General features: G+C 57.5%; 21 protein-coding genes, 1 rRNA gene and 2 pseudogenes. 23 read left to right on the top strand and 1 reads right to left on the bottom strand.

The genetic code is table 11. From position 1 onward, the window contains the following. The first annotated feature begins 72 nt into the window (after positions 1-72). The 16 genes and pseudogenes from ispH (at position 73) to LKE28_10870 (ending at position 14920) form a co-directional block, all read left to right on the top strand. Positions 73-942 (top strand): 4-hydroxy-3-methylbut-2-enyl diphosphate reductase, encoded by an 870-nt coding sequence (gene ispH, locus LKE28_10945; protein MCH3908715.1) that lies wholly within the window; start codon positions 73-75, stop codon positions 940-942. 158 nt (positions 943-1100) lie between these two features. Beyond that, on the top strand, positions 1101-1367 hold the full coding sequence (locus LKE28_10940; GenBank protein MCH3908714.1) for a (2Fe-2S) ferredoxin domain-containing protein: 267 nt from the start codon (positions 1101-1103) through the stop codon (positions 1365-1367). Further along, complete coding sequence (locus tag LKE28_10935) at positions 1364-3181, top strand: 4Fe-4S binding protein (GenBank protein MCH3908713.1); 1818 nt, start codon at positions 1364-1366, stop codon at positions 3179-3181. Before LKE28_10940 ends, LKE28_10935 begins: the two co-directional genes overlap by 4 nt. Next, positions 3178-4371, top strand: a complete 1194-nt coding sequence (locus LKE28_10930) for a serine/threonine-protein phosphatase (protein MCH3908712.1) — start codon at positions 3178-3180, stop codon at positions 4369-4371. The genes LKE28_10935 and LKE28_10930 overlap by 4 nt, the downstream gene beginning before the upstream one ends. Before the next feature lie 18 nt (positions 4372-4389). Then, positions 4390-4668 (top strand): NAD(P)H-dependent oxidoreductase subunit E, encoded by a 279-nt coding sequence (locus LKE28_10925; GenBank protein MCH3908711.1) that lies wholly within the window; start codon positions 4390-4392, stop codon positions 4666-4668. Next, a complete protein-coding gene (locus tag LKE28_10920) occupies positions 4661-6112 on the top strand; it encodes a monomeric [FeFe] hydrogenase (GenBank protein MCH3908710.1) in 1452 nt (483 codons plus the stop codon). Before LKE28_10925 ends, LKE28_10920 begins: the two co-directional genes overlap by 8 nt. 74 nt (positions 6113-6186) lie before the next feature. Further along, positions 6187-6489 (top strand): annotated as a pseudogene (locus LKE28_10915) (GAF domain-containing protein). A 441-nt stretch (positions 6490-6930) separates the two neighbouring features. Next, positions 6931-8691, top strand: a complete 1761-nt coding sequence (gene thrS / locus LKE28_10910) for a threonine--tRNA ligase (protein ID MCH3908709.1) — start codon at positions 6931-6933, stop codon at positions 8689-8691. Between the two features lie 146 nt (positions 8692-8837). After that, positions 8838-10249: pseudogene (locus tag LKE28_10905) on the top strand (carboxypeptidase M32). 94 nt (positions 10250-10343) lie between these two features. Beyond that, positions 10344-10940 carry a CDP-diacylglycerol--glycerol-3-phosphate 3-phosphatidyltransferase gene (pgsA, locus tag LKE28_10900; protein MCH3908708.1) on the top strand — a complete coding sequence of 199 codons (597 nt, stop codon included), beginning with the start codon at positions 10344-10346 and terminating at the stop codon, positions 10938-10940. A gap of 135 nt (positions 10941-11075) precedes the next feature. Next, a complete protein-coding gene (locus LKE28_10895) occupies positions 11076-11720 on the top strand; it encodes an FAD-dependent oxidoreductase (GenBank protein ID MCH3908707.1) in 645 nt (214 codons plus the stop codon). Further along, on the top strand, positions 11710-12021 hold the full coding sequence (locus LKE28_10890) for a hypothetical protein (protein ID MCH3908706.1): 312 nt from the start codon (positions 11710-11712) through the stop codon (positions 12019-12021). The genes LKE28_10895 and LKE28_10890 overlap by 11 nt, the downstream gene beginning before the upstream one ends. Further along, positions 11978-12520, top strand: a complete 543-nt coding sequence (locus tag LKE28_10885; protein ID MCH3908705.1) for an FAD-dependent oxidoreductase — start codon at positions 11978-11980, stop codon at positions 12518-12520. Before LKE28_10890 ends, LKE28_10885 begins: the two co-directional genes overlap by 44 nt. Next, positions 12504-13763 (top strand): NAD(P)/FAD-dependent oxidoreductase, encoded by a 1260-nt coding sequence (locus LKE28_10880; GenBank protein MCH3908704.1) that lies wholly within the window; start codon positions 12504-12506, stop codon positions 13761-13763. The genes LKE28_10885 and LKE28_10880 overlap by 17 nt, the downstream gene beginning before the upstream one ends. A gap of 1 nt (position 13764) precedes the next feature. Beyond that, positions 13765-14142: a DUF1667 domain-containing protein gene (locus LKE28_10875; protein ID MCH3908703.1), complete on the top strand. Its 378-nt coding sequence runs from the start codon at positions 13765-13767 to the stop codon at positions 14140-14142. Beyond that, positions 14126-14920 carry an HAD-IIA family hydrolase gene (locus tag LKE28_10870; protein MCH3908702.1) on the top strand — a complete coding sequence of 265 codons (795 nt, stop codon included), beginning with the start codon at positions 14126-14128 and terminating at the stop codon, positions 14918-14920. The genes LKE28_10875 and LKE28_10870 overlap by 17 nt, the downstream gene beginning before the upstream one ends. Positions 14921-14996: 76 nt before the next feature. Here LKE28_10870 and LKE28_10865 read toward each other — a convergent pair whose 3' ends face one another. Beyond that, positions 14997-16052 carry a LacI family transcriptional regulator gene (locus tag LKE28_10865; protein MCH3908701.1) on the bottom strand — a complete coding sequence of 352 codons (1056 nt, stop codon included), beginning with the start codon at positions 16050-16052 and terminating at the stop codon, positions 14997-14999. Positions 16053-16203: 151 nt separating this feature from the next. Between LKE28_10865 and LKE28_10860 the strand changes: the two genes are divergently transcribed. From LKE28_10860 to LKE28_10830, 7 genes are all read left to right on the top strand, one after another. Then, on the top strand, positions 16204-17553 hold the full coding sequence (locus LKE28_10860; protein MCH3908700.1) for an ABC transporter substrate-binding protein: 1350 nt from the start codon (positions 16204-16206) through the stop codon (positions 17551-17553). Positions 17554-17617: 64 nt separating this feature from the next. Further along, positions 17618-18523: a sugar ABC transporter permease gene (locus LKE28_10855; protein ID MCH3908699.1), complete on the top strand. Its 906-nt coding sequence runs from the start codon at positions 17618-17620 to the stop codon at positions 18521-18523. 10 nt (positions 18524-18533) lie between these two features. Further along, a complete protein-coding gene (locus tag LKE28_10850) occupies positions 18534-19298 on the top strand; it encodes a carbohydrate ABC transporter permease (GenBank protein ID MCH3908698.1) in 765 nt (254 codons plus the stop codon). A 125-nt stretch (positions 19299-19423) separates the two neighbouring features. Beyond that, positions 19424-20152, top strand: coding sequence for a glycerophosphodiester phosphodiesterase (locus LKE28_10845; protein MCH3908697.1), 729 nt, complete (start codon positions 19424-19426; stop codon positions 20150-20152). Continuing rightward, entirely contained in the window at positions 20149-21096 is a 948-nt protein-coding gene (locus LKE28_10840) for an MBL fold metallo-hydrolase (GenBank protein ID MCH3908696.1), read from the top strand. The genes LKE28_10845 and LKE28_10840 overlap by 4 nt, the downstream gene beginning before the upstream one ends. 2 nt (positions 21097-21098) lie before the next feature. Next, a complete protein-coding gene (locus tag LKE28_10835; protein ID MCH3908695.1) occupies positions 21099-21671 on the top strand; it encodes a glycerol-3-phosphate responsive antiterminator in 573 nt (190 codons plus the stop codon). Between the two features lie 332 nt (positions 21672-22003). Continuing rightward, positions 22004-23540, top strand: a 16S ribosomal RNA gene (locus tag LKE28_10830). Positions 23541-23703 lie beyond the last annotated feature (163 nt).

Here is a 23703-nt window from a genome sequence, read left to right as displayed (position 1 = left end):
TTGGTTTCTGTGGTTGCAAGCCGCCAGAGGGTATCCTTTGGCGGTTTTTTCGTATTGGTGTATACTTGGGTCATGCGTGTGATCCTTTCAGATGTCATCACCTACTGCGGCGGCGTAGACCGGGCCCTCCGGCTTGCCCAGGCATGCCTTCGTGACGCTCCCGGACCGGTGTACAGCCTGGGGCAGTTGATCCACAACCAGGAGGTGTGTTCCAGGCTGGAGGAGAAGGGGTTGAAGGTCATCACCTCCCCGGAAGATGTTCCTCCTGGCACGGTGGTGATCCGGGCCCATGGGGTGGGGGATGATGTGAAGAGGCGCTTTCTGGATGCCGGGTTCACACTGTGCGACGCCACCTGTCCGATCGTCCTGCACAACCTGGAACGGATCAAGGAACTTGCCGCCAGCCATGCGATTCTTGTCATCGGGGAGAAGGAGCATGACGAGGTGCGGTCGATGTGCCATGTGGATGGCGCCCCGGTGACGGTCATTTCGTCCGTTTCGGATCTTTCCTCCCTTCCCAAAGACAAATCCTACGCAGTGTTTGTCCAGACGACATTCGAGGTTTCCACATACGAGACGATCATCCGCGCGATGGGGGATGCGGGCTATCAGTTCTTCAGCGCAAACAAAGTGTGCGCCAGCCCGATCAAACGGCGGAATGCCGTTCTGCGGCTTGCCAGGCAATGTGACGCCGTCATCGTGGTCGGCGGAAAGAACAGCGCCAATACGGCGATGCTCGCCCATATCGCCGCATCCACCGGCAAACCGGTATGGCACATCGAGAACGAATCGGAGGTGACCGACCAGATGCGCGGCTACGCCACGGTGGGGCTGGCCTCCGGTACATCCACGTCGTTGGAGACGATCAGACGGGTTCAGGCAAGACTTCTCGGCAAAGACGCTTTGGGAGCTGAACATGAACCGGGAAAAGTTTCTCAATAATAAGAATTGATTGTTTAATAATATTACCATATTCACATATTTATGGTTTATTTTTCTGATAAACGGAAATAACTTCCATCATCTGCATAACAACACTTCACCTTTATTGACGGGTTGCGGAAAAAGGGATACCTTGGAGATGAACAAAAGGAAAAGGTATGGAAGCGATTACGGTGGAGTTGTGTCTTGGGAGTTCGTGTTTCGCACGGGGCAATTCCCAGGCGTTGTCCATGTTGGAGGCGTACATCAAGGAGCATCATCTGGAGGACAAGGTCAGATTGGTTGGGCATTTGTGCGACAATGCCTGTTCCATCGGACCGAATGTCACCATTGATGGCGTCCAGTACCACGGAGTGAAGGCCGATGTGATGGAGGATCTCATCGAAACGGCGCTCCAGAAGAAGGCGAAGGGGAACGGAACATGATCTATCCCATCTACACGGAGATCACGGAGTGTCGTGACTGCTACAAGTGCGTCCGCAACTGTCCGGTGAAGGCAATCCAGGTGAAGGATGCCTCCGCCGTGGTGGTCAAGGACCGGTGCATCTACTGTGGCCGTTGCGTGGACACCTGTCCCGCCCATGCCAAGAAGGTGCGCAGCGATGTCGCCCGGGTACGCCAGTTCATGAAAACGAAGAAGCGGGTCATCGCGTCCGTCGCTCCCTCCTTCGCCTCCGAGTTCAGCGGCAAAGAGGGCAAATTCCTCTGCTCGCTGCTCAAACTGGGCTTCTCCGCCGTCAGCGAGACCTCCTTGGGAGCTGCGTTGGTCAACGCCACCATCGAGGAGTATGCCCGCCAGCACGGAGGTTCCTGCCCGAAGATCAGCACGGCGTGCTCCTCCGTCGTCGCGTTGGTGAAGAAGTATTTTCCCGAGCTGAAGGAAAACCTCGCCCCGGTGCCGTCTCCGCTGGAGTGCCACTGCGCCTACCTCCGCCACCTGTACGGGGATGACATCGGCGTGGTGTTCATCGGTCCGTGCATCGCCAAGAAGGTGGAGGCGGACGAGTATCCCGGATATCCCGATTTTTCCCTGACGTTTGACGAATACCGCCAGTGGCTTGCCGCAGAGAACATCTCGTTGGACGAGGTGGATGACCACGACGTTCCGGCGTTCATCCCTTGCAAGGCGGGGGCTTCTTCGTTCTATCCGGTGGAAGGCGGGATGATCGCCAGCCTGGTCTGGGGGAGTGATCCGTTCCAGACCCATGCGGTTGCCATCAGTGGCACCGAGCCGATCATCGGCACGCTGAAGAACCTGAAGAGTCCGGATGGGCCGGGCGCCCAGTCGTTCTTGGAGCTCCTCTGCTGTGAAGGCGGGTGCATCAACGGGCCGGGAACGGCAAAAGGGTGCTCCCCCGCCGACCGCAAGGGCAGCGCTTCCCGGTACACCGCAAAGCGGATCCGTGAGGAAGGGACGTTCGTCCCTCCGGAGGATTTCGTCGCGTACCTCTGCGCCGAAGGATATGGTGCGCTGAAGCCGATCCGGGAGAAAGAGGACCTTTCCGTATACAAGCCGTTCGCCAGCCGTCATACGGAAGCGGAGATCCAGAAGGCGCTGCACGTGCTGGGGAAGAACGACAAGAGTGATGAGTTGAACTGTGGCGGATGCGGCTACAACAGTTGCCGTGAGATGGCCATCGCCTGCCTGGACGGGATGGCCGAGCCGGAGATGTGCGTGACCAAGATGCGCAAGGAAGCCCAGTCCAAGGTGGATGTGTTGCTGCGCACCATCCCGATGGGGGTGGTCATGGTGGACGACCAGCTGCGCATCCATGACTGCAACGCCGGCTTCCTGATGCTGTTCGGGGACATTGGATTCGAGGTGGATGCCCAGGCGCTGAACCTGGTCAAAGGGCTTCCTCTGGACCGTTTCGTGCCGTTCTACGAGAAGTTCCATGACCAGTTCTCCTCCCAGGGGAAGACCAACCAGTACCGGTTGCACTACAAGGACAAGTTCCTTCGGGTGACGTTCTTCAACGTGGACAGCCAGCATCTGGTCGGCGCGCTGTTCGAGGACGTGACCAGCCCGACGGTCCGCCGTGAGACGGTGGTGAAGAAGGCGGAGGATGTCATCCAGAAGAGCCTTTCCACCGTCCAGCAGATCGCAAGCCTTTTGGGGGAGAACGCCGCGGATACGGAGATCATGCTGAACAGTCTGATCGACGCGTTCAAGGTTCCTCCGACGGAGAAGGATGATGAGAACGGGTTCGCCAAGGACGACCAGCAGGACCTGACATGAACGATATCTTCATCGACGTGGATTATGATCAGATATACAAACACGACCAGGAAATCGGCGGGGACGTGTTTCTGCTGTCCAAAAATCCGGACAGCAATCAGATCGTCGCCACGTTGAGTGATGGACTGGGCAGTGGGGTGAAGGCAAACGTCCTCGCCTCACTGACGGCTCACATGGCCCACAAGCTGTCGTTCAGCGACATGGATCTGACCCACAGCGCCCGGATCATCATGAACACGCTTCCCGTCTGCAAGGAGCGGAAGATCAGCTACGCCACGTTCACCATCGTCGACATCCGCTACCCGTCGATGAAGGACATCAGCATGTCGCTGGTGGAGTACGACAACCCTCCGGTGCTGCGGTTCTCCGGCAGCCAGGAGATTTCCTGGAACCGTGATTTGATCGATCTGAAGCGTCCCGGGGCGTTCAAGCAGGAGATCCTGAAACGTTCCGAGTTTTCCATGAAGAACGGGGACCGGCTGGTGATGTTCAGTGATGGCGTCACCCAAAGCGGCATGGGTTCGACGATGCCGTTGGGATGGCGTCTGGATGGCGTGCGGCAGTTCGCCAAGGCGTGCATTGAGCGTGATCCGGACATCTCCAGCCATGAGCTGTCCCGGGCGATCGTCCAGCACGCCTATTCGCTGGATGGGCTGTGCAGCAAGGACGACATCACCTGTTCGGTGGTGTATGTCCGGAGTCCCCGCCGTACCCTGGTGGTCACCGGACCCCCGTTCACCAAGGACAACGACGCCGCGCTGGGGGAGAAGATCCGCTCGTTCAACGGCAGGAAGATCGTCGCCGGTGGCACCACCGCCTTGATCGTCAGCCGTCTGTTCGGCTCCCCGATCCACGTGGACATGGTGCACTGGTCCAAGGATGTGCCGCCGTTCTCGTCGATGGACGGCATTGACCTGGTCACCGAGGGGATGCTGACGCTGAGCAAGGTGGTCAAGGTGCTGGAGGAGAAGACGCCGGAGGCGATGTTGCCGGATGACGCGGTGCGACGGTTCGTCCACATTCTGCTGGACAGCGACCAGGTGCACTTCATCGTCGGCACCAAGATCAACGAGGCGCACCAGGATCCCAATATTCCGGCGGAGATCGGGATCCGAAGAACAATGATCGCGAGATTGAGGAAGGTTCTGGAAGAGCATTATCTGAAGGAAACCTCATTGGAATACATGTGAGTGGAGGATGGAGCCAATATGGACAAGAAAGAGAAAGTAGTGGTGAGGATCTGCGTAGGGACGGCATGTTTCGTCCAGGGAGGGGCTGACCTGCTCCTGTACAACGATTTTCTGGACCCGAACGTGCTGGCAGGCTGTGAGATCGAAGGGGCTTCCTGCCTCCAATCATGCAAGAAGACCTGCGACGCGACCAAAGCCGAGGACAAACCCCCATTCATTTCGATCAATGGAAAAGTCTACGGCGGGGTGACGCAGGAGAGGTTCTGCAAACTGCTCGCGGAGGCCGTGAATGCTTGAACTGAACAACCAATATACGTTGATGAAGCGGCGTGTGCAGACGGAAGTGCTGAAGCAGTTTTTCGCCGGGACGCTGGAAAAGGACGCCGACAAGATCCCGTTCGTCATCATCCCCAAGGACCGCATTCCCAACCGGTGCTGCATCTACAAGGAACGGGCGATGATCCGCTATCGGATCATGGCGTTTCTTGGCATCGACATCGAACGGTTTGACGATGAGATGAAACCGTTGACCGAGTATGTCAAGGAAGTGATGGCCGAAGACCAGCCGCCGGCACCGTCATTGACGACGATCAGCACGGGGTGTTCGGGGTGCCCGCCCAACCAGTACCGGGTCAGCGATTCCTGCCGTGGTTGTTTCGCACGTCCCTGCATCGCCAACTGCCCGCGGGACGCGGTGAACTTCATCAACGGCCAGGCCCACATCCAGGAAGATCGGTGCGTCCGTTGCGGCAAGTGCATGGAGGTGTGCCCATTCCACGCCATCATCCACATTCCCGTCCCCTGTGAGGATGCCTGTCCGGTCGGTGCGGTGAAGAAGAACGACGCTGGGTTCGTGGAGATCGACCACAAGAAGTGCATCAGTTGCGGCCGGTGCGCCATGAGCTGCCCGTTTGGGGCCATCGTGGAACGCTCCGGGATCTTCCCGGTGCTGAAGATGCTGAAGAGCGGCAAGCCGGTGACGGCGATGATCGCTCCCGCCATCGAAGGACAGTTCCCCGGTACGCTTTCGCAGATCAAACAAGCGTTGCTCCAGGTGGGCTTCTCCAAAGTGGTGGAGGTGTCCCGCGGTGCGGAGACCACCGCCCAGCATGAGGCGAAGGAGCTCTCCAAACGGAAGGCGGAAGGACTGGGGTGGATGACCACTTCCTGCTGTCCCGCCTACCTTGAGATCGGCAACAAGCTGCTGCCGTACCTGAAGGACAAACGCAGCGACGCCAAAACCCCGATGGGCTACACCGGGGAGATCTGCAAGAAAGAGGATCCCGGCAACTACACGGTGTTCGTCGGACCATGCCTTGCCAAGAAGATCGAGGCGGCGCGCGACCCCAACGTGGATGGCGTCATCACCTTCAGCGAGCTGGCCTGCATGTTCATGGCCAAGGGAATCGACGTCCGTGAGATGGCCAAGGCCGATCTTGGCGACACCTCGTCCTTCGAGGATTGCCGCGAGTTCGCCATCACCCATGGGGTGGCCAACAGCGTGATGCGCCGCTACGACGGTCCCGCTCCGAAGGTGCTGCCCGTCAACGGTGTGGACAAGAAGGCCTACACGTTGATGAAGATATGGGAGAAGCACGCTCCGGACGCCGATATCGTCGAGGTGATGTGCTGCGAAGGCGGATGCATCGCCGGTCCCGGAACGGTGGTCAAGCCTGCCGTGGCCATGAAGCTCCGCGGCGGGGAGAAGGCCGCCACTCCGGTGAAGTCGATGTCCAAATGAGTGACGGTCTTGTGTCGATGCTGTCATCCTTGGTGGAAGCCTGGGATGGCAGCATGTTGCTTCGCTTCAGCGGACTCTCCAACGCCAGCGCCCTGCTGTACCACCAGCTGGAGGATGTCAGTTGGGTGGGCTTTTATCTGACGGACCAGAGTGGGGAAAACCTGGTGCTGGGACCGTTCCAGGGAAAGGTCGCCTGCGGCCGTATCCCGTTCGGCCGGGGCGTGTGCGGAACCGCCGCCCAGGAAAAACGGACGGTGGTCGTCCCTGATGTGCACCGCTTTCCCGGGCACATCGCCTGCGATCCCGCGTCCCAGAGCGAACTGGTCGTTCCCGTGGTGCAGGATGACCGGGTGGTGGGCGTGCTGGATATCGACAGCGGAACGGTGGGACGGTTCACCACAGAGGATGCCGCGGCGCTTGCCGCCTGCGCCGGGGTGTTGGTCTCCAAACTGTTCGCTTGACTTGACTATTTTCCTCTTCCGTACCATTCTTGTTACAGGCGTTGAGAAAGACGAGTAGTCGGATGCCGGCTTCGTAGAGAAGGTCCTCTCGGGTGAAAGGGACCGGAAGACGTTCCGATGAAAACCCCTTTTGAGCCGCCCCTTGAACGGAAAACCAAGTAAATGGGGCCGGGTGGCGTTCGAGATACGCTGCAATGAGCGTCTTTCCTCATGTGGGGAAAGGAAGCAGGGTGGAACCGCGGAAGCCTTGATGCTTTCGTCCTTGCCGGGCATACGGGACTTAAGGCCGTAGCCGGAAGGCGAAGGCATGAAGGCTTCTTTTTTTTAGGATTGGAAGAGAGAGATTTTGGAGGAAATATGGCAACGAATAAACCGCAGACTCCCCAAGAGGAGAAATTGGCGCGTATCCGGCACAGCATGAGTCACGTCATGGCGGAAGCGGTGCTCGAGATGTTCCCATCGGCGCAGATCGCCATCGGACCGGCGATCGAGGATGGGTTCTACTATGATTTTGAACTGCCCAGACCGCTGGAGAACAAGGATCTGGACGAGATCACCGAGCGGATGAAGAAAATCATCGCCCAGAACAAACCGTTCGTCCGCAAAGAGGTTTCCCGCGAGGAAGCCAGGGAGATGTTCAAGGACCAGAAGTACAAGCTGGAACTCCTTGACGCCATCCCCGAGGGGGAGACGGTCTCCATCTACAACCAGGGCGGATTCACCGACCTGTGCAGGGGACCGCATGTCGCTTCCACCAAGGAACTTCATGCCGACGCGTTCAAACTGATGAAGATCGCCGGAGCCTACTGGAGAGGGGATGAGCACAACCAGATGCTGACCCGTATCTACGGGACGGCCTGGAACAACGCCAAGGAGCTCAGACTGTACCTGGACCACCTTGCGGAGATCGCAAAGCGTGACCATCGCAAGTTGGGCAAGGATCTGGATCTGTTCAGCCTACATGAGGAAGCCGGTCCCGGTCTGGTGTACTGGCATCCGATGGGGGCGCGTGTCCGCGAGGTCATCGAGGACTTCTGGAGACAGGAGCACTACAAGAACGGATACGAGATGGTCTATACGCCGCATGTCGGCAAGTCCTGGCTGTGGGAGACCAGCGGTCACCTTGGGTTCTACAAGGAGAACATGTATCCCCCGATGGTGATGGACAAGGCGGATTACTACGTCAAGCCGATGAACTGCCCGTTCCACATCATGATCTACATGAACAGTCCGAAGAGCTACCGGGATCTTCCCTGCAGATGGGCGGAGCTCGGCACGGTGTACCGCTATGAGCAGTCCGGCGCGTTGAACGGCCTGTTCCGTGTGCGTGGATTCACCCAGGACGACGCCCATATCTTCTGCACGGAAGAGCAGATGGAAGGTGAGATCATCGAAGTGCTGCGCTTCAGCCTGCACATGCTGAAGAGCTTTGGCTTCAACGAATTCCACGCCTACCTGTCCACCAAGCCGAAGGACAAGTCCGTCGGCGCCAAGGAGAAATGGGACGCCGCGACGGAGTCGCTGCGCAAAGCCATTGAGAAGGAAGGGCTGAACTACGATGTCGACGAGGGCGGCGGAGCCTTCTACGGGCCGAAGATCGACCTGAAGGTCAAGGACGCCATCGGTCGTGAGTGGCAGCTCTCCACCGTGCAGTTTGACTTCAACCTGCCGGAGCGGTTCCACATGACCTACGTGGACAAGGATGGCAAGGAGAAACAGCCGTACATGATCCATCGCGCCCTGCTGGGATCCATCGAACGGTTCTTCGGCGTGTTGCTTGAGACGTACGCCGGAGCGTTCCCGCCCTGGCTCTCTCCGGAGCAGATCAAGATCATTCCGGTCAGCGACAAGTACGACGACTACGCCAAGGAAGTGGAGAAGCAGTGCAAGGACGCCGGCTTCCGTGTTTCCTCCGATCTCTCCGATGACCGGATGAACATGAAGATCCGCAACGCCCAGAACCTGAAGATTCCTTACATGGTGATCGTCGGCCAGCGTGAGATGGATGACAAGCAGGTCTCGGTGCGCTACCGGAACGGCAAGCAGGCCAACGGCCTGGCTGTGGCGGACTTCCTGAAGGAAGTGCGCGCCAAGGTTGATTCCAAGGAACAGTTGTAAGCAACCGTTTCGTTCCAATCCTGCCCGGATGTGGTTCGGGCAGGATTTTTGTTTTTCAGGAGGAGTAGATGACCAGGGAACAGGCGTTGGGACGGTTGGAAACGATGGATCGCGAGATCACCATGCTGGAGCATATCGCCGCGGTGATGGAGTGGGATTCCGAGCTGTACATGCCGGCGGCGGAGAGTGATGAGCGGGGCAGACAGATGGAATTCCTCCAGCGGGAGATCCATCGGCGGGAGAGCTCAGAGGTGATGGGGGAGGTCCTTTCCCGGTTGGAAGGGAAGGAGGACGATCCTTTTGCCGCCGCTCTGGTGAGGGTCCGTTCCCGTTCCTATCGATTGGGCAAAGCGCTCCCCGAGGATTTGGTGGGAAGATTGTCACGAGCCAAAACCACAGGGTATGTGGTATGGCTCCAAGCCAGGAAGGACAACGATTTCGCGTCGTTCGTCCCGGCCCTGGAAGAGCTCGTTTCCTTGACCCGTGAGCAGGCGTCCCTGCTCAGCGGTGGAAAGACGGGGCGGTACGACGCACTCCTGGATATGTACGAAGAAGGGATGACCACCAGAGAGGTTGATCCGCTGTTTGATGCCCTCCGTCCGATTCTGGTCTCGCTGGTCGATGAGCGTTCCGCCCAGAAGGTTGATGACGCGTTCCTCCGCCAGCCATATCCCATTGACCTGCAGGATCAGTTCGCCCAACGGGTGATGACCGACATGGGCTTTGATTTCACCCGGGGCTCAGGGGTGTCTCCACCCATCCGTTCACTTCCGCCCTGGGGGAGGATGATGTGCGGGTGACCACCCGGTACACCGATCCCTCGGTGATGGACAGCTTCTTCTCGTCCGTCCATGAGTGCGGACATGCCATCTACGAGCAGACCGCCTCCCAGGGACGGCTGAAGGGAACCAGCCTTGCCGGCGGCGCCTCGTACGGCATGCATGAATCCCAGTCCCGGCTGTGGGAGAACATCATCGGCCGGAGCCTGCCGTTCTGGATGCATTACTTCCCGTTGTTCCGGGACACGTTCCCCGAACAGGTGGGAGACGTCACCTTGGCGGAGTTTTACCATGCGGTGAACAAGGTGGAGCGCACGCCGATCCGCACCAACGCCGACGAGGTGAGTTATTCGCTGCACATCATGCTGCGCTACCGTCTGGAAAAGCAGTTGATCGCAGGAACGCTTGCCGTTCCGGACATCCCCCAGGCATGGAACGAAGCTTCCCGTGACCTGTTGGGGTTGGAGATCACCGACGACCGGCTGGGGTGCCTGCAGGACGTCCACTGGGCCAGCGGGGAGATCGGATACTTCCCCACCTACGCGCTGGGAAACCTGTACGGCGCGCAGATCTGGGAGACGCTCCGGAAGGATTTGGATACCGACCACCTGCTTGCCCGTGGTGATCTTTTCCCGATTGTCTCCTGGCTGAGGGAGAAGGTGTATTCCCAGGGGTTGCTGTATCCTCCCAAAGCGTTGCTCAAAAAGGTCACCGGCGCCTCGTTGGATGCCGGCGCCTACGTCCGCTACCTGACGGATAAGTACCACACTTCCTGGTAAGCTGTTTCTGGACATGGGATGTACGGTGGTGTATGCTTAAGAACCAGATTGCGAAACGACACCGGGGCGCATCTCGCCCCGGGAGGAAGTGGAAATGACATTACCCAACAAGCTCACCGTGGTGCGACTGGTCCTGTCGCCGGTGTTTTTCATTGTGTTCAACCTGCGCTTCTGGATCGGGCAAGGGGCTACGGACCTCTCCACCATTCTGTGCCTGGTGCTGTTCTGCGTCATCGAGCTGACCGACCTGTTGGATGGGAAGATCGCCCGGAAGCGTCATCTGGTCACTGACTTGGGCAAGGTGATGGATCCGTTTGGCGACACGCTGGCCCATCTGACCTATTTCGTCTGCTTCATGATGGCGGACATCATGCCCAGCTGGGTGTTTGTCATCATCATGTACCGGGAGTTCTCCATCCTGTTCATCCGGATGTTGATGATCTCCCAGGGCAAGGTGATGCCGGCCAACATGTTCGGCAAGGCGAAGACGGTCACCTACGCGGCAAGCGGTGTGCTGGGTATTCTGTATCTGGCGTTCCTCAGCTGGATGCCGGGCGCATCCTGGCTTCCCGGCTACTTCATCGCCCTGACCGTGGTGTTTGTGCTTTGTGCCGCCGCCAGCCTGTTCTCGTTTGTGGTGTATGTGTCAAAAATCCATAAAGATGGCAGCCTTTCACGGATGACCCGGTGATTTTTGTGGACAGCCACCCTGAGGGGTGGTATGCTGTCCGTACAATTTAGCAAGAAACCTGAGAGATAAAGAGTAAGGTACAGGAGTTTCCTGGGGATACCTTGCTCTTTTTTTATGCGTCTGGAGGTGTCATGCATGCAGTATGATGTGGTGGTGATCGGAGGGGGCGTGACGGGGTGCTCCATCGCGCGGAGCCTTTCCCGGTACGCGTTGTCCGTCTGTCTGGTGGAAAAAGGGGAGGACGTGTGCAGCGGCACGTCCAAGGCGAACAGTGGCATCGTCCATGCCGGCTATGATCCGGAACCTGGTACGCTGAAAGCGAAGCTGAACATCTGGGGCAGCGCCATGATGCCTGCCCTTTCCCGCGAACTGGATTTCGACTACCGGCAGAACGGCGCGATGGTGGTCTGCTTCGACCCCGAGGGGCTGCCCAAACTCAAGGCGCTGTACGAGCGGGGGCTTGCCAACGGGGTGGAGCGGATGCAGCTGCTTTCCGGGGATGAAGCCCGGGCGCTGGAACCCAACCTGAGTGACGCCGTCTGCGGCGCGTTGTACTGCCCGACCAGCGGCATCGTCTGTCCGTTCGGCATCACCATCGCGTTTGCCGAGAACGCCTATGCCAACGGGGTGGAGTTCCGTTTCAATGCCGCGGTGGATGCGGTGCGCAAAACCCAGGGAGGATACGAACTCTCGTTTGCCGACGGGTCGTCCATGACCAGCCGTTTTGTGGTCAATGCCGCCGGGGTGTACGCTGACCTCGTTCCACAACATGGTCAGTGACACGCCGATACAGATCATCGCCCGCAGGGGAAACTACCTGCTGTTTGACAAAGAGGTGGGGGATTACGTCTCCCATACAATCTTCCAGTTGCCGACCGCTGCGGGCAAAGGGGTGTTGGTCACTCCGACGGTCCATGGCAACCTGATGGTTGGTCCGACCAGCAAAGTGGTGGAGGACAGGGAGAATACGGCCACCTATGCAGACGATCTTGCCGAAGTGGCGAAAATGGGATCGCTGTCCGGTCAAGGAGATTCCGATGCGCAAGGTGATCACCAGCTTCTCCGGACTCCGCGCCCATGAAGAGGGAGGGGACTTCGTCATCGGCGAGGCCTCCGGGGCTCCGGGGTTCTTTGACGCCGCCGGCATCGAAAGCCCCGGCCTGTCCTGCAGCCCCGCCATCGGGGAGGAGGTGGCGAAGATGGTCGCGCAAGCTGCAGGCGCGTCGGAGAAGAAGGACTTCATCGCCACACGCAAGGGTATGCTCCGCACCAGGGATATGGATCCTCAGGAGCGGACCAAGCTGATCAAGGAACATCCGGAGTACGGAACGATCGTCTGCCGGTGCGAACAGGTCTCCGAAGGAGAGATCATCGACGCCATCACCCGGCCGCTGGGTGCGGTCAGCATGGATGGCATCAAACGGAGGACCAGAGCGGGGATGGGCCGGTGCCAGGCAGGGTTCTGCACGCCGCGCACCATGGAACTGCTCTGTGAGAAGAGGAAGATGCGGATGGAGTCGGTCTGCAAGAACCAGAAGGGTTCGGAACTGCTCAGGGGGGATCATGATGAACGCGCATGACATCGTGGTGATCGGAGGAGGCCCGGCCGGATTGTCCGCTGCCGTGGCGGCACGAGACGCTGGAATCCAGGACATCTTGATCGTAGAGCGGAACCATCAGCTGGGGGGTATCCTCAACCAGTGCATCCACAACGGATTCGGACTGCACGCGTTCAAGGAGGAGTTGACCGGACCGGAGTACGCCCAGCGATACATTGACATGGTCACAAAACGGCACATCCCCGCTCTGGTGGACACGATGGTGCTGGATGTCCAGCCGCACCAGGTGACGTACATCAACCGGGAGGAGGGCGTGGTTACCATCAGCGCCAAGGCGATCATTTTGGCGATGGGATGCCGCGAGCGGCCCCGGGGCGCGCTGAACATCCCGGGCTACCGGCCGGCGGGCATCTACAGCGCCGGTACGGCCCAGCGGCTGATGAACATCGAAGGCTGCAAGGTTGGTTCCCGTGTGGTGATCCTGGGCAGCGGTGACATCGGCCTGATCATGGCGCGGCGCATGACGCTGGAAGGCGCCAAGGTGAAGGTGGTCGCCGAGTTGATGCCGTTCTCCGGTGGCCTGAAGCGGAACATCGTCCAGTGCCTGGACGACTACGGCATCCCGTTGAAGCTTTCCCACACGGTGGTGGACATCCAGGGCAAGGAGCGGATCACCGGGGTGACGCTGGCCAAGGTGGACGAGCATCGCAAGCCGATCCCTGGGACGGAGGAACACTACGACTGTGACACGCTCCTGCTGTCCGTCGGCCTGATCCCGGAGAACGAACTGTCCCGTGGCGCAGGGGTTGCCATCAACCGGGTGACCAACGGTCCGGTGGTGGATGATATGCTTCAGACCAGCCAGGATGGCATTTTCGCCTGCGGCAACGTGCTGCATGTCCATGATCTGGTGGATTACGTCTCCGAAGAGGCGGCGTTGGCCGGTCGGAGCGCCGCCCGGTATGTGGCAAGCGGAGCACAGATCAAACAGGAGATCCCCATCGTGGCCACCGACGGAGTGCGGTACACCGTCCCGCAGTCCCTGGATGTTTCCCACATGGCTGACTTGGTGACGGTGCGCTTCCGGGTGGGCGATGTGTACAAAGGCCGGTACGTATCCGTATACTATGACGGCACGCGGGTGATGCATCTGAAGAAGAAGGTGCTTGCCCCGGGTGAGATGGAGCAGGTGATCCTGCAGAAGAAGAGTTTCACCGGGTATCCGGGCATCACATCCGTTACGGTGAAGACGGAGGAGGCGTGAGATGAGCAAGAAAGAATTCATCTGCATCGGTTGTCCGATGGGTTGCAATCTGGTGGTGGAAATGGATGAGAAGACCGGGGAAGTACTCTCCGTCACCGGCAATTCCTGCAGGACGGGGGATGTCTACGCCCACAAGGAAGCGACCAATCCGAGGCGGATCGTGACCAGTTCCGTTCCGGTGGATGGCGGGGACATGGCGATGGTGTCCGTCAAAACCAAGTCGGATGTACCCAAAAAGATGATCTTCCCGGTAATGGACGCCATCCACAAGGTGAGGATGCACGCTCCGGTGCGTATCGGGGATGTGGTGATCCATGATGTGTTGGGCACCGGTATTGACGTGGTGGCGACGAGGAACATCCATGCAGGAAAAAGCTGACCTCCTGTCCCGGTGCCGGCATTTTGTCCTGGACCTGGACGGCACTTTCTATCTGGGGGATACCATTCTTCCCCACAGCCTGGAGTTTCTCAGGAAGGTGGAGGAGACGGGGCGTGACTACCTGTTCTTCACCAACAACTCCTCCAAGAGTCCGGAGGTGTATCTGGACAAGCTTGGGCGGATGGGATGCAGGATTTCAAAGGATCAGATCATGACCAGCGGGGATGTGATGATTGCCTGGCTGAACGAACACCATCTTGGCGAGCCGGTCTATCTGGTCGGGACGCCTGCGCTGGAGGAGAGTTTCCGCCAAGGGGGTATCCCACTTTCACAGAACGCCAACATTGTCGTCATCGGATTCGACACGACACTGACCTACGCCAAGCTGGTGAGGGCGTGTGATTTGATCCGGGGCGGCGCGCTGTTTCTGGCCACCCACCTGGACATCAACTGTCCGGTGGAAGGCGGCTTCATTCCGGATGTCGGTTCGTTCTGCGCCTTGATCTCCCTGTCCACCGGGGGAAAAGAGCCGCTTGTCACCGGCAAGCCTCATCGTGAGACGGTGGATATGATCATCCGTCGCACCGGATGGAAGCGTGAGGAGATCGCGTTCGTCGGCGACCGGATCTACACCGACGTGGCCACCGGGGTGGACAACGGGGCCGTCGGGCTGCTGGTGCTCTCCGGGGAATCGGATATGGGCACGGTGGCCGCGTCAAAGACCAAACCGGACGGCATCTTCACTGATCTGGGGGAGATAGGCTCGTATCTTAAGTGAATACAATCCCAATGGATTTTTCCCCGCATCCTTGAATAATGTTTCATGGATCGCTCTCAGTGTCGCGTGATGATTCTCAAGTCCCGATCGTTCGTGGAGGTGCCGTCGTCGCCCGTACCACCAGGAAGTTAGTGAACTCCACATGGGTGAAGGAAGCGGGTTCCTGACGGTGTTCCAGTTTCGCTTGCATCAGGGAGAACGCCCGGTGCCCCCGTTGGTTGATGTGATGGTCGATGGTGGTCAGCGCCACATTGTGGAACTGGGACGGGTAGATGTCATCAAAGCCGGAGACGCTGTAATCCTGTGGGATGCGGAAGCCTTCCTCCAGCGTTTCATCCATGACGCCATAGGCGATCATATCGTTGATGGCGACCATGGCCGTCACCTTGGGAAGCGTGGCGATGCACCGTTTCGCGAGCATTCTGCCGACCTGGTATTCAATTTCCACCGTGGCGAGTTCCTGTGATGATTCCACTTCTTGTGACAGGACGGAGACGGATCCCTGGGGCTGCAGGTTGGCGTAACTGTCCACCAGCCCTTGGTAGCGCAGGACTCGGGAACTGTGCTGGGTGTTCAGTGAGGTGGAAAGATAACAGACGTGCTGGTGCCCAAGCTGGATCAGATAGGAGCCGATCCGATAGCCCGCGTCGTAGTTGTCCACCTCCACGGAATCCAGGCCGTAGTGGCTCTGCCGGTCGCTGACCGTCACTACCGGGGTGGTTTTCGCCACTTCCCGCACCATGTCGGGTTGCTGGGGCGCCATGGCGAAAATGATGCCCAGCACCTGGGGGCTTGCGCTCATCTGGAGCGCTTTCTGTTCCCGTTTCAATGACCAGTAGGTGGTGAAGATGATGGTGTTGTACCCGTTGTGCTCCGCCTCCGCTTCCATGCCTTGAAGGAGCGTCGCATAGTAGGGATTGATCACCGAAGGGCAGATGATCATGATGATGCCCTCTGACGGAAGACGATGTTTCGCCTGATATCCCATCTCCTTTGCGGTCAGATACACCTTCTGGATCGTTTCCCGGGAAAACCGGCCATGCTGTTTTCCGGCAAGAATCATGGAGACGGCTGCGGCTGAGCAACCAACCCGGGTTGCGATATCCTGTAAGGTACATTGTGCGTGTTTCATAGCATAATTATTAAGCGTATTTAACTTGGAAACGCAAGGAAAACTGAAAAAAATTTGACAATAGGATGAATCTGCTTTAGGCTCATATTTGAAATCTGAAGATATCAACCAATTATTAGTTATGTTTGCTTAATTTCTTAAGGAGGAAGCTATGAAAAAGAGGGGGAGTGGGCTTTTATGTGCCCTTTTTGTGACGCTGTGGTGCGTCTCCGGTGTATTCGCAGGGGGGGCAAAGGAGGCTCCAGCAACGCAGAGTGTTCCGGTAACGACCGAGACTCCGAAAATTGATCCGTCAAAATACGCCGTAACAGCTCCGATTGAGATAACGTGGTGGCATGCGTTGGAGAACCAGTATTCCGGTCTGGTGGATGAGATCGTCAACGATTTCAACAACAGCCAGGACAAGATCAAGGTGAAGGCCGAATACATCGGCAGTTATTCCACGGTGAACGAGACGTTGGTAGCCGCACAGGTTGCGGGTACCGGACTTCCCGCGCTGGTCGTCGCAAACACGCCGTACGTCGCCCAGTATGGCGCTTCCGGTTTGTGTGAGGATCTCACTCCGTACATCCAGGCGACCGGTTTTGATATTCATGATTTCGGAGAAGGCATGATTCAAGCCGCGGCGTATGATGGCAAGCAGGTTTCCCTGCCGTTCCTCATCTCTACTCAGATCTTGTATTACAACAAGGACATGGCCAAGGCCAAAGGCGTGGAGATCCCCACACAGTTCAAGGATATGAAGGAGTTCCTCGCCAAGGTGTCCGAGTTCAATGCGGATGGCACGACGAAGGTGTGGGGGACGATCATCCCTGGATGGGATCAGTGGTATTTCGAGACATTCTTCCTGAACAATGGCGTGAACATCGTCAATCCTGATGGAATTTCCACCGATCTTGATGGAAAAGCGTCTGTTGAGACCACCAAGGCGATCGGGGACTGGATCAACAACGGATATGCCTATTTCGCCGTGGGCAAGGACGCCTCTTCCATCATGCGGCAGACGTTCATCGACAAGAAAGCGTTCTCCGTCATTCACACCACCAGCCTGTACAACACCTATGTGGACAAGTGTAAGGACTTTGAGGTTGGAATGGCTTGGTTGCCTGCGACGGATACCCGGAAGCAGGAGATCGGCGGATGCGTACTCTTGATTCCGGCGAAGAACGACCAGCAGACAAAGAATGCTGCTTGGCAGTTCCTTTCCTATCTGTGCAGCAAGGACATCAACATGAAGTGGGCGGAAGGGACCGGATACATGCCGACCCGCAAGTCGGTGCTTGAGACGCAGGAAGGGAAGGATTTCCTTGCCAGGAAACCGGCGTTCAAGGCGATTTTCGACAACCTTGACAACATTTATCCCCGTATCCAGAACAAAAACTGGAACCAGTTGGCCAAGATTTGGATGAATTATCTTTCCGAGTTCTACAACAATGGCCAGGACATCAACAAAGGGATTCCTCAGATGGCTGAGGAGATCAACGAGGTTCTGGAAGATTAGGTTTGAAGATCAATATGAGGGCACCGTTCTGGTGCCCTCATTGGATATGAGGAGGCATCGTTTCATGGCGTTCAAAGGCATCAAACCGCGCACGCTTGACCATCTGCAGGATTTCGGGTGCACGGTACCAGCGCTGGTTTTGATTCTGTTGTTCACCTATTTTCCCATTGTGAAGCTGATACAGATCAGTTTCACCAACTGGAACCTGCTGAACGATCATTACGAGTATGTAGGTCTCAAGAATTGGAAATGGTTGTTCAACGGGTCAGGGAAAAAATATCTGCTCAATTCCCTGAAAGTGACGTTCATCTATTCCGGTGGAGAACTTGCAATTACCTTGCTCGGAGGATTGCTGCTGGCGTTGATCTTCAACACGATGCATCGTGGCTTCGGGGCGCTTCGTGCCATCGTGTTCATGCCGAAGTATGTCGCCATGAGCTCGGCGGCCGTCATTTTCCTGTGGATTCTCAATACGGACAACGGGGTGTTGAACTACTTCATTAGTCGACTTGGCGGGAAACGGATCGATTGGCTGGGAAAGCCGGGGTGGGCGATGATTTCCGTGCTGATGCTGACCGGCTGGCGGGCCATCGGATACGGGATGATCGTCTATCTTGCAGCGATGCGGAGCATCCCATCGGACTATTACGAAGCAGCAGATCTTGATGGGGCGTCCTATTGGGTGAAACTCCGACACATCACCCTCCCCATGCTCAGTCCGACGACGTTGTTCCTGTTCGTCACCACGTTCATCTCCTCGATGAAGGTGTTCCAGAGCGTGGATATTCTGACCGGCGGCGGGCCGAACCGGTCGACGGAAGTGTTCGTCTACCAGATTTATTCCTATGCGATGGAGGATTTCCGCATGGATCGTGCCGCCGTCATGGCGTTGGCATTCTTTGCCCTGCTCCTTATCATCACCGCTTCCACGATGAAGCTTTCCAATGGCAGGGTGAACTATGATACGTGAGGAAAGAAAGATGCGTAATTCATCATTGACCATGACAGAACGGAACGAGCGTGCGGTACGAAGAAAACGGATCATCAGCGTGGTGCAGTGGTTGTTGGCCATTGCCGTCACGGTGATCGCGTTTTTTCCGATTTACTGGATGCTGATCACTTCCGTGAAAAGCCAGGATGAGGTGTTGCTTCTCAAGCCGACGTTCTGGCCGAAGGAATTCCATTTTGAGAATTATGCCAACGTGCTTCGGAAAGTGAAGTTCGCAAAGTATTACATGAATACGATCATCATGACCGCAGGTATTTTGGTCTGCCAGATCGTCACCGGGGTGTTCGCGGCATATGGCTTCTCCAAAGGAAATTTCCGGGGAAAGAACACATTGTTCTTGGTGGTGCTCGGAGCCCTGATGATTCCGTTGCAGGTGACGTTCATCCCCATCTACGTGATGTTCGCCCATTGGGGGCTGACAGACACCTATCTGGGATTGATCCTTCCGGAAGCGGTCAGTCCATACTACATCTTCATGCTTCGGCAGACATTCCTCTCTATTGATGACAGTTACATCGATGCGGCGAAGATCGACGGGTTGGGAAGGTGGGGATCATCACCAAGATTTTGGTGCCGATGTGCAGCTCGACGTTGTTCACCGTCACGTTGGTCACCTTCACTTCCGGTTGGAACAGCTATTTCTGGCCGAAAATCATCGCCAAAGAGGAATCCCATCGTGTGCTTACGGTCGGATTGGCCAAGTTGCGGGAGACGTTTGCCGGCCAGGGGACGATGAACAATCATGAGATCATGGCGGGCGCGGTCATGGCGATCCTCCCGGTGGTAATCTTGTTTTTCATATTCCAAAAGTACATGCTTTCCGGGTACAGTAAAGCTGCAATGAAATGAGGAGGCAGTCAGATGCACGTCGTTGCACATCGTGGATATAGTGGGAAATATCCGGAGAATACCATGGTGGCGTTCCGGATGGCGGAAGAGGCCAAAGCCGATGAGATCGAACTGGATGTCCAATTGACCAAGGACGGTACGGTCGTCGTCATTCATGACGAGCAGGTTGATCGGACGACGGATGGAACCGGACCGGTTCGGGAATATACGTTCAAAGAGCTGGAAAAGCTGGATGCTTCCCGGATCCGGCCGGGTGACTATCCCGTCCAGCACATCCCTTCGTTTGAGGAATACTGTGAATGGGCGTCCCATGCCCACATCACCACCAACATCGAGCTGAAGACCGGATTGGTCTACTACCCGGAGATTGAGCGGAAGACCATCGGGATTTTGGACAAATATGGATTGATGGACCGGGTGATGTTCTCGTCGTTCAACCATCTTTCGTTGGTGGAGACGAAGCGGCTCGCGCCACAGATTCCCGTCGGCGCTCTGATTGGCAAACAGGGGATCGTCAATGCGGGCTATTACTGTGAGAAATATGGATTTGAGTACTATCATCCTAGTTATGAGGCGCTCACTGATGCAGCGGTGGCTGAGTTGAAGGCCCATCACGTAAAGATGAATGTATGGACGGTTGACGCCATGGGGCCGCTTGAACAACTTGCAGCCTGGGGTGTTGACGGGGTGATTTCCAACTACTGCACGGTGTGCCGACAGTATCTGGATGGAGCGAAATGAAACGGAAGGTTGTTGCGATCCTTCTCATGCTGGTGGCGGCGTTCTCCCTGTTCGCCGCGGACCGTGCTGACCAATTCGCCGAGGTGGTGGACCGCTCGTCGAATGCGGGAAACCTCACATTGTACTTCGTGGATCTGGATGTTCCGGAAGGCAGCAAGGACAAGAGCGGGGATTGCACCATCATCATCAGTCCGGATGGGAAGGTGATGATGGTCGATTGCGGCCATCCTGATTCGGGTAAGGATGTACGCCGGGTGATGGACGCGCTGGGCTTGAAGCGGATTGACATCTTCCTCAACACCCATCCGCATATTGATCATCTGGGTGCGTTCCCTGAGGTGGCTGACACGTATGAAATCGGAACGGTGTATCGGTCCGCGTTGGCGTACGATACCCAGTACACCCGGGCGTTCGATGCTGCGATCAAGACGCACAATCTCCCGGTCCAGGTAGTGGCGAAAGGGGATTCGTTCATGCTGGGTGATGCGGTGAAGGTTGAGGTGCTGTGGCCTGAGGGAGAAAAGATATCCTATCCGAAGGGATATCCCATGAACGCCACCCAGTTCATCAATGACCATTCCATTGCGTTGCGTCTGACATATGGGACGAGCACCGTGTTGCTCTGCGGGGATCTTTACCGCTCTGCGGAACGCGAGGTGTTGGATCTCTATGGGGATGCGTTGAAGAGCGTTGTAGCCAAGGCGAACCATCATGGGATCGATACGTCCAACCAACGCAAGTGGATCAAAACGGTGCATCCCCAGGTGGTCGTGGCGATGAACGATGTCATGGGAAGCATGGACGTGTATCGTGATTACGTGAAGTATGGAGCTACATTCTACCATACGTTGTACAATGGAACCGTTCGGGTCCGGTTGGATGACAAAAGCCATGTCTCCGTGCTCCCGCAACGGGAAAGTTGGGTGGATAAAGGCGGAACCTAAGCATGGATGTGCGTGGCATCAAGGATCTGTTCGAACAGTCGCCGATCATCGCGGCGGTGAAATCCGAAGAGCTTCTGCAGAAAGCGCTGGAAAGCGAGTGCATGATGGTGTTCATCCTGTACGGCTCGATCTGCACGATTGACGCCATCGTGGACCAGGTCAAGGCTCGGGGGAAGATCGCCATCGTCCACACAGATCTGGTGGCGGGGCTGGCCGGCAAGGATCCGGTCGGGGCGGAATTCATCCGCCGCCACACCAAGGCGGATGGAATCATCAGCACCAAGCAGCAAATGGTCCGGAGGGCAAAGGAACTGGGCTTGATCGCAGGAGAGCGCACCTTCATGATCGACAGCATGGCGTTCGCCACTGTCACCCAGCACCTTGCCACCTGCCGGCCCGATTTTCTGGAAATCATGCCCGGTGTGGCTACAACCATTATCCATGAGCTTCATGAGATGACGGATGTGCCATTGGTCGCAGGAGGGTTGATCCGGAACAAAACGGACATTCTCCGGGCGTTGGATGGGGGCGCCTGCGCCATCTCCACGACGAAAGCCGAGCTTTGGGCGCTGTAAGCCGCCAGAGATAAGAAAAAAAAGAAGAATTCCCCCTTGACATGTTTCAAGAGTTTTGGCTATGTTATTTGGGCACGCTCAAAAAACCAAGTTGATGAGCGATGGGTTTTTGACAGTTTATAAGTGAAGAGAAGAGAAGTAAAAAATTGACTGGACGATTGCCGAAAGGTCGTTGGTCCAGTTGGTGATGTGGAAGCTTGAGGGCTTCCTTGTCAATTCAGATACGAACAGAAAACGGGATCGAGTAGAGAACGTTGGTGTTTGTTTGAGGGACTGGGGAGGATTTGAAGCAGAGATTTCCGGCGTGCCCGCGAGGGCTGCGCCGGGTTTCAATGACGGAGAGTTCGATCCTGGCTCAGAACGAACGCTGGCGGCGCGTCTTAAGCATGCAAGTCGGGCGGCAGCCGCAGCGATGCGGCGAGAGCGGCGGACGGGTGAGTAACGCGTGGACAACCGACCCTCCGGACGGGGATAGCCGCGGGAAACTGCGGATAATACCGGATACGACCCGGGGAGCGAAGGCGCTCCGGGGGAAAGCCGCTGCGGCGGCGCCGGGGGACGGGTCTGCGTCCCATCAGCTAGACGGCGGGGTGAAGGCCCACCGTGGCGACGACGGGTAGCCGGCCTGAGAGGGTGGACGGCCACATTGGGACTGAGAACGGCCCAGACTCCTACGGGAGGCAGCAGCTAAGGATCTTCCGCAATGGGCGAAAGCCTGACGGAGCGACGCCGCGTGGACGATGGAGGCCGTGAGGTTGTAAAGTCCTTTTCCGTGGGGTGAAGAGCCGTGCCAGGGAATGGGTGCGGGGTGACGTGACCACGGGAATAAGCCCCGGCTAACTACGTGCCAGCAGCCGCGGTAACACGTAGGGGGCGAGCGTTGTTCGGAATCATTGGGCGTAAAGGGCGCGCAGGCGGCTGCGGGAGCCCGGCGTGAAATCCACAGGCCCAACCTGTGGGGGTCGCCGGGGACTCCGCGGCTGGAGTCCAGGAAGCGGTTCAGGAATTCCCGGTGTAGGGGTGAAATCTGTAGATATCGGGAAGAACACCAATGGCGAAGGCGTGGGCCGGGCCATGGACTGACGCTGAGGCGCGAAGGTGCGGGGAGCGAACAGGTTTAGATACCCTGGTAGTCCGCACAGTAAACGATGTGCACCAGGTGGCGGGGGGCTGACCCCCGGTACCGGAGCGAACGCAGTAAGTGCACCGCCTGGGGAGTATGCCCGCAAGGGTGAAACTCAAAGGAATTGACGGGGGCCCGCACAAGCGGTGGAGCATGTGGTTTAATTCGATGATACGCGAGGAACCTTACCAGGGCTTGACATGCGCCGGGAGGGGGCTGCGAGGCCTCCGCCCTTCGGGGCCGGCGCACAGGTGCTGCATGGCTGTCGTCAGCTCGTGCTGTGAAGTGTTGGGTTAAGTCCCGCAACGAGCGCAACCCCTGCCGCCAGTTGCCACCAGGAAAGCTGGGCACTCTGGCGGGACCGCCGGCGACAAGCCGGAGGAAGGCGGGGACGACGTCAAGTCATCACGGCCCTTATGTCCTGGGCCACACACGTGCTACAATGGCCGGTACAGAGCGCAGCGGAGCCAAAAGGCCGAGCGAACCGCAGAAAGCCGGTCACAGTACGGACTGGGGTCTGCAACCCGACCCCACGAAGTTGGAATCGCTAGTAATCGCGCATCAGCATGGCGCGGTGAATACGTTCCCGGGCCTTGTACACACCGCCCGTCACACCATCCGAGTCGGGGGCACCCGAAGTCGCCTGGCCAACCGCAAGGGGGCCGGTTCCGAAGGTGTGTCCGGTGAGGGGGGTGAAGTCGTAACAAGGTAGCCGTACCGGAAGGTGCGGCTGGATCACCTCCTTTCTGGAAAGAAAGGGCGCCGGAGGGCCTCACACCCGAAGGCGGAGACTGACGTACGTAGTACAGCCGGTGAGAGTCCGGCAATTCCTCAGGTTTCCACAAAACTTTTCTTCTCTTCTCTTATAGACTGTCAAGGGGACTGTAGCTCAGGTGGTTAGAGCGCGTG

Source organism: Sphaerochaeta sp. (genome assembly GCA_022482495.1).
GTDB lineage: Bacteria > Spirochaetota > Spirochaetia > Sphaerochaetales > Sphaerochaetaceae > RUG023.
The sequence above is the reverse complement of the archived record's forward strand: the minus strand, read 5'-3'. Positions and strand labels throughout refer to the sequence as shown.

Coding starts and splice junctions, on each gene's coding strand:
- ispH (MCH3908715.1), top strand. CDS start 73: ATGCGTGTGATCCTTTCAGATGTCATCACCTACTGCGGCGGCGTAGAC.
- LKE28_10940 (MCH3908714.1), top strand. CDS start 1,101: ATGGAAGCGATTACGGTGGAGTTGTGTCTTGGGAGTTCGTGTTTCGCA.
- LKE28_10935 (MCH3908713.1), top strand. CDS start 1,364: ATGATCTATCCCATCTACACGGAGATCACGGAGTGTCGTGACTGCTAC.
- LKE28_10930 (MCH3908712.1), top strand. CDS start 3,178: ATGAACGATATCTTCATCGACGTGGATTATGATCAGATATACAAACAC.
- LKE28_10925 (MCH3908711.1), top strand. CDS start 4,390: ATGGACAAGAAAGAGAAAGTAGTGGTGAGGATCTGCGTAGGGACGGCA.
- LKE28_10920 (MCH3908710.1), top strand. CDS start 4,661: ATGCTTGAACTGAACAACCAATATACGTTGATGAAGCGGCGTGTGCAG.
- thrS (MCH3908709.1), top strand. CDS start 6,931: ATGGCAACGAATAAACCGCAGACTCCCCAAGAGGAGAAATTGGCGCGT.
- pgsA (MCH3908708.1), top strand. CDS start 10,344: ATGACATTACCCAACAAGCTCACCGTGGTGCGACTGGTCCTGTCGCCG.
- LKE28_10895 (MCH3908707.1), top strand. CDS start 11,076: ATGCAGTATGATGTGGTGGTGATCGGAGGGGGCGTGACGGGGTGCTCC.
- LKE28_10890 (MCH3908706.1), top strand. CDS start 11,710: ATGGTCAGTGACACGCCGATACAGATCATCGCCCGCAGGGGAAACTAC.
- LKE28_10885 (MCH3908705.1), top strand. CDS start 11,978: ATGCGCAAGGTGATCACCAGCTTCTCCGGACTCCGCGCCCATGAAGAG.
- LKE28_10880 (MCH3908704.1), top strand. CDS start 12,504: ATGATGAACGCGCATGACATCGTGGTGATCGGAGGAGGCCCGGCCGGA.
- LKE28_10875 (MCH3908703.1), top strand. CDS start 13,765: ATGAGCAAGAAAGAATTCATCTGCATCGGTTGTCCGATGGGTTGCAAT.
- LKE28_10870 (MCH3908702.1), top strand. CDS start 14,126: ATGCAGGAAAAAGCTGACCTCCTGTCCCGGTGCCGGCATTTTGTCCTG.
- LKE28_10865 (MCH3908701.1), bottom strand. CDS start 16,052: ATGAAACACGCACAATGTACCTTACAGGATATCGCAACCCGGGTTGGT.
- LKE28_10860 (MCH3908700.1), top strand. CDS start 16,204: ATGAAAAAGAGGGGGAGTGGGCTTTTATGTGCCCTTTTTGTGACGCTG.
- LKE28_10855 (MCH3908699.1), top strand. CDS start 17,618: ATGGCGTTCAAAGGCATCAAACCGCGCACGCTTGACCATCTGCAGGAT.
- LKE28_10850 (MCH3908698.1), top strand. CDS start 18,534: ATGCGTAATTCATCATTGACCATGACAGAACGGAACGAGCGTGCGGTA.
- LKE28_10845 (MCH3908697.1), top strand. CDS start 19,424: ATGCACGTCGTTGCACATCGTGGATATAGTGGGAAATATCCGGAGAAT.
- LKE28_10840 (MCH3908696.1), top strand. CDS start 20,149: ATGAAACGGAAGGTTGTTGCGATCCTTCTCATGCTGGTGGCGGCGTTC.
- LKE28_10835 (MCH3908695.1), top strand. CDS start 21,099: ATGGATGTGCGTGGCATCAAGGATCTGTTCGAACAGTCGCCGATCATC.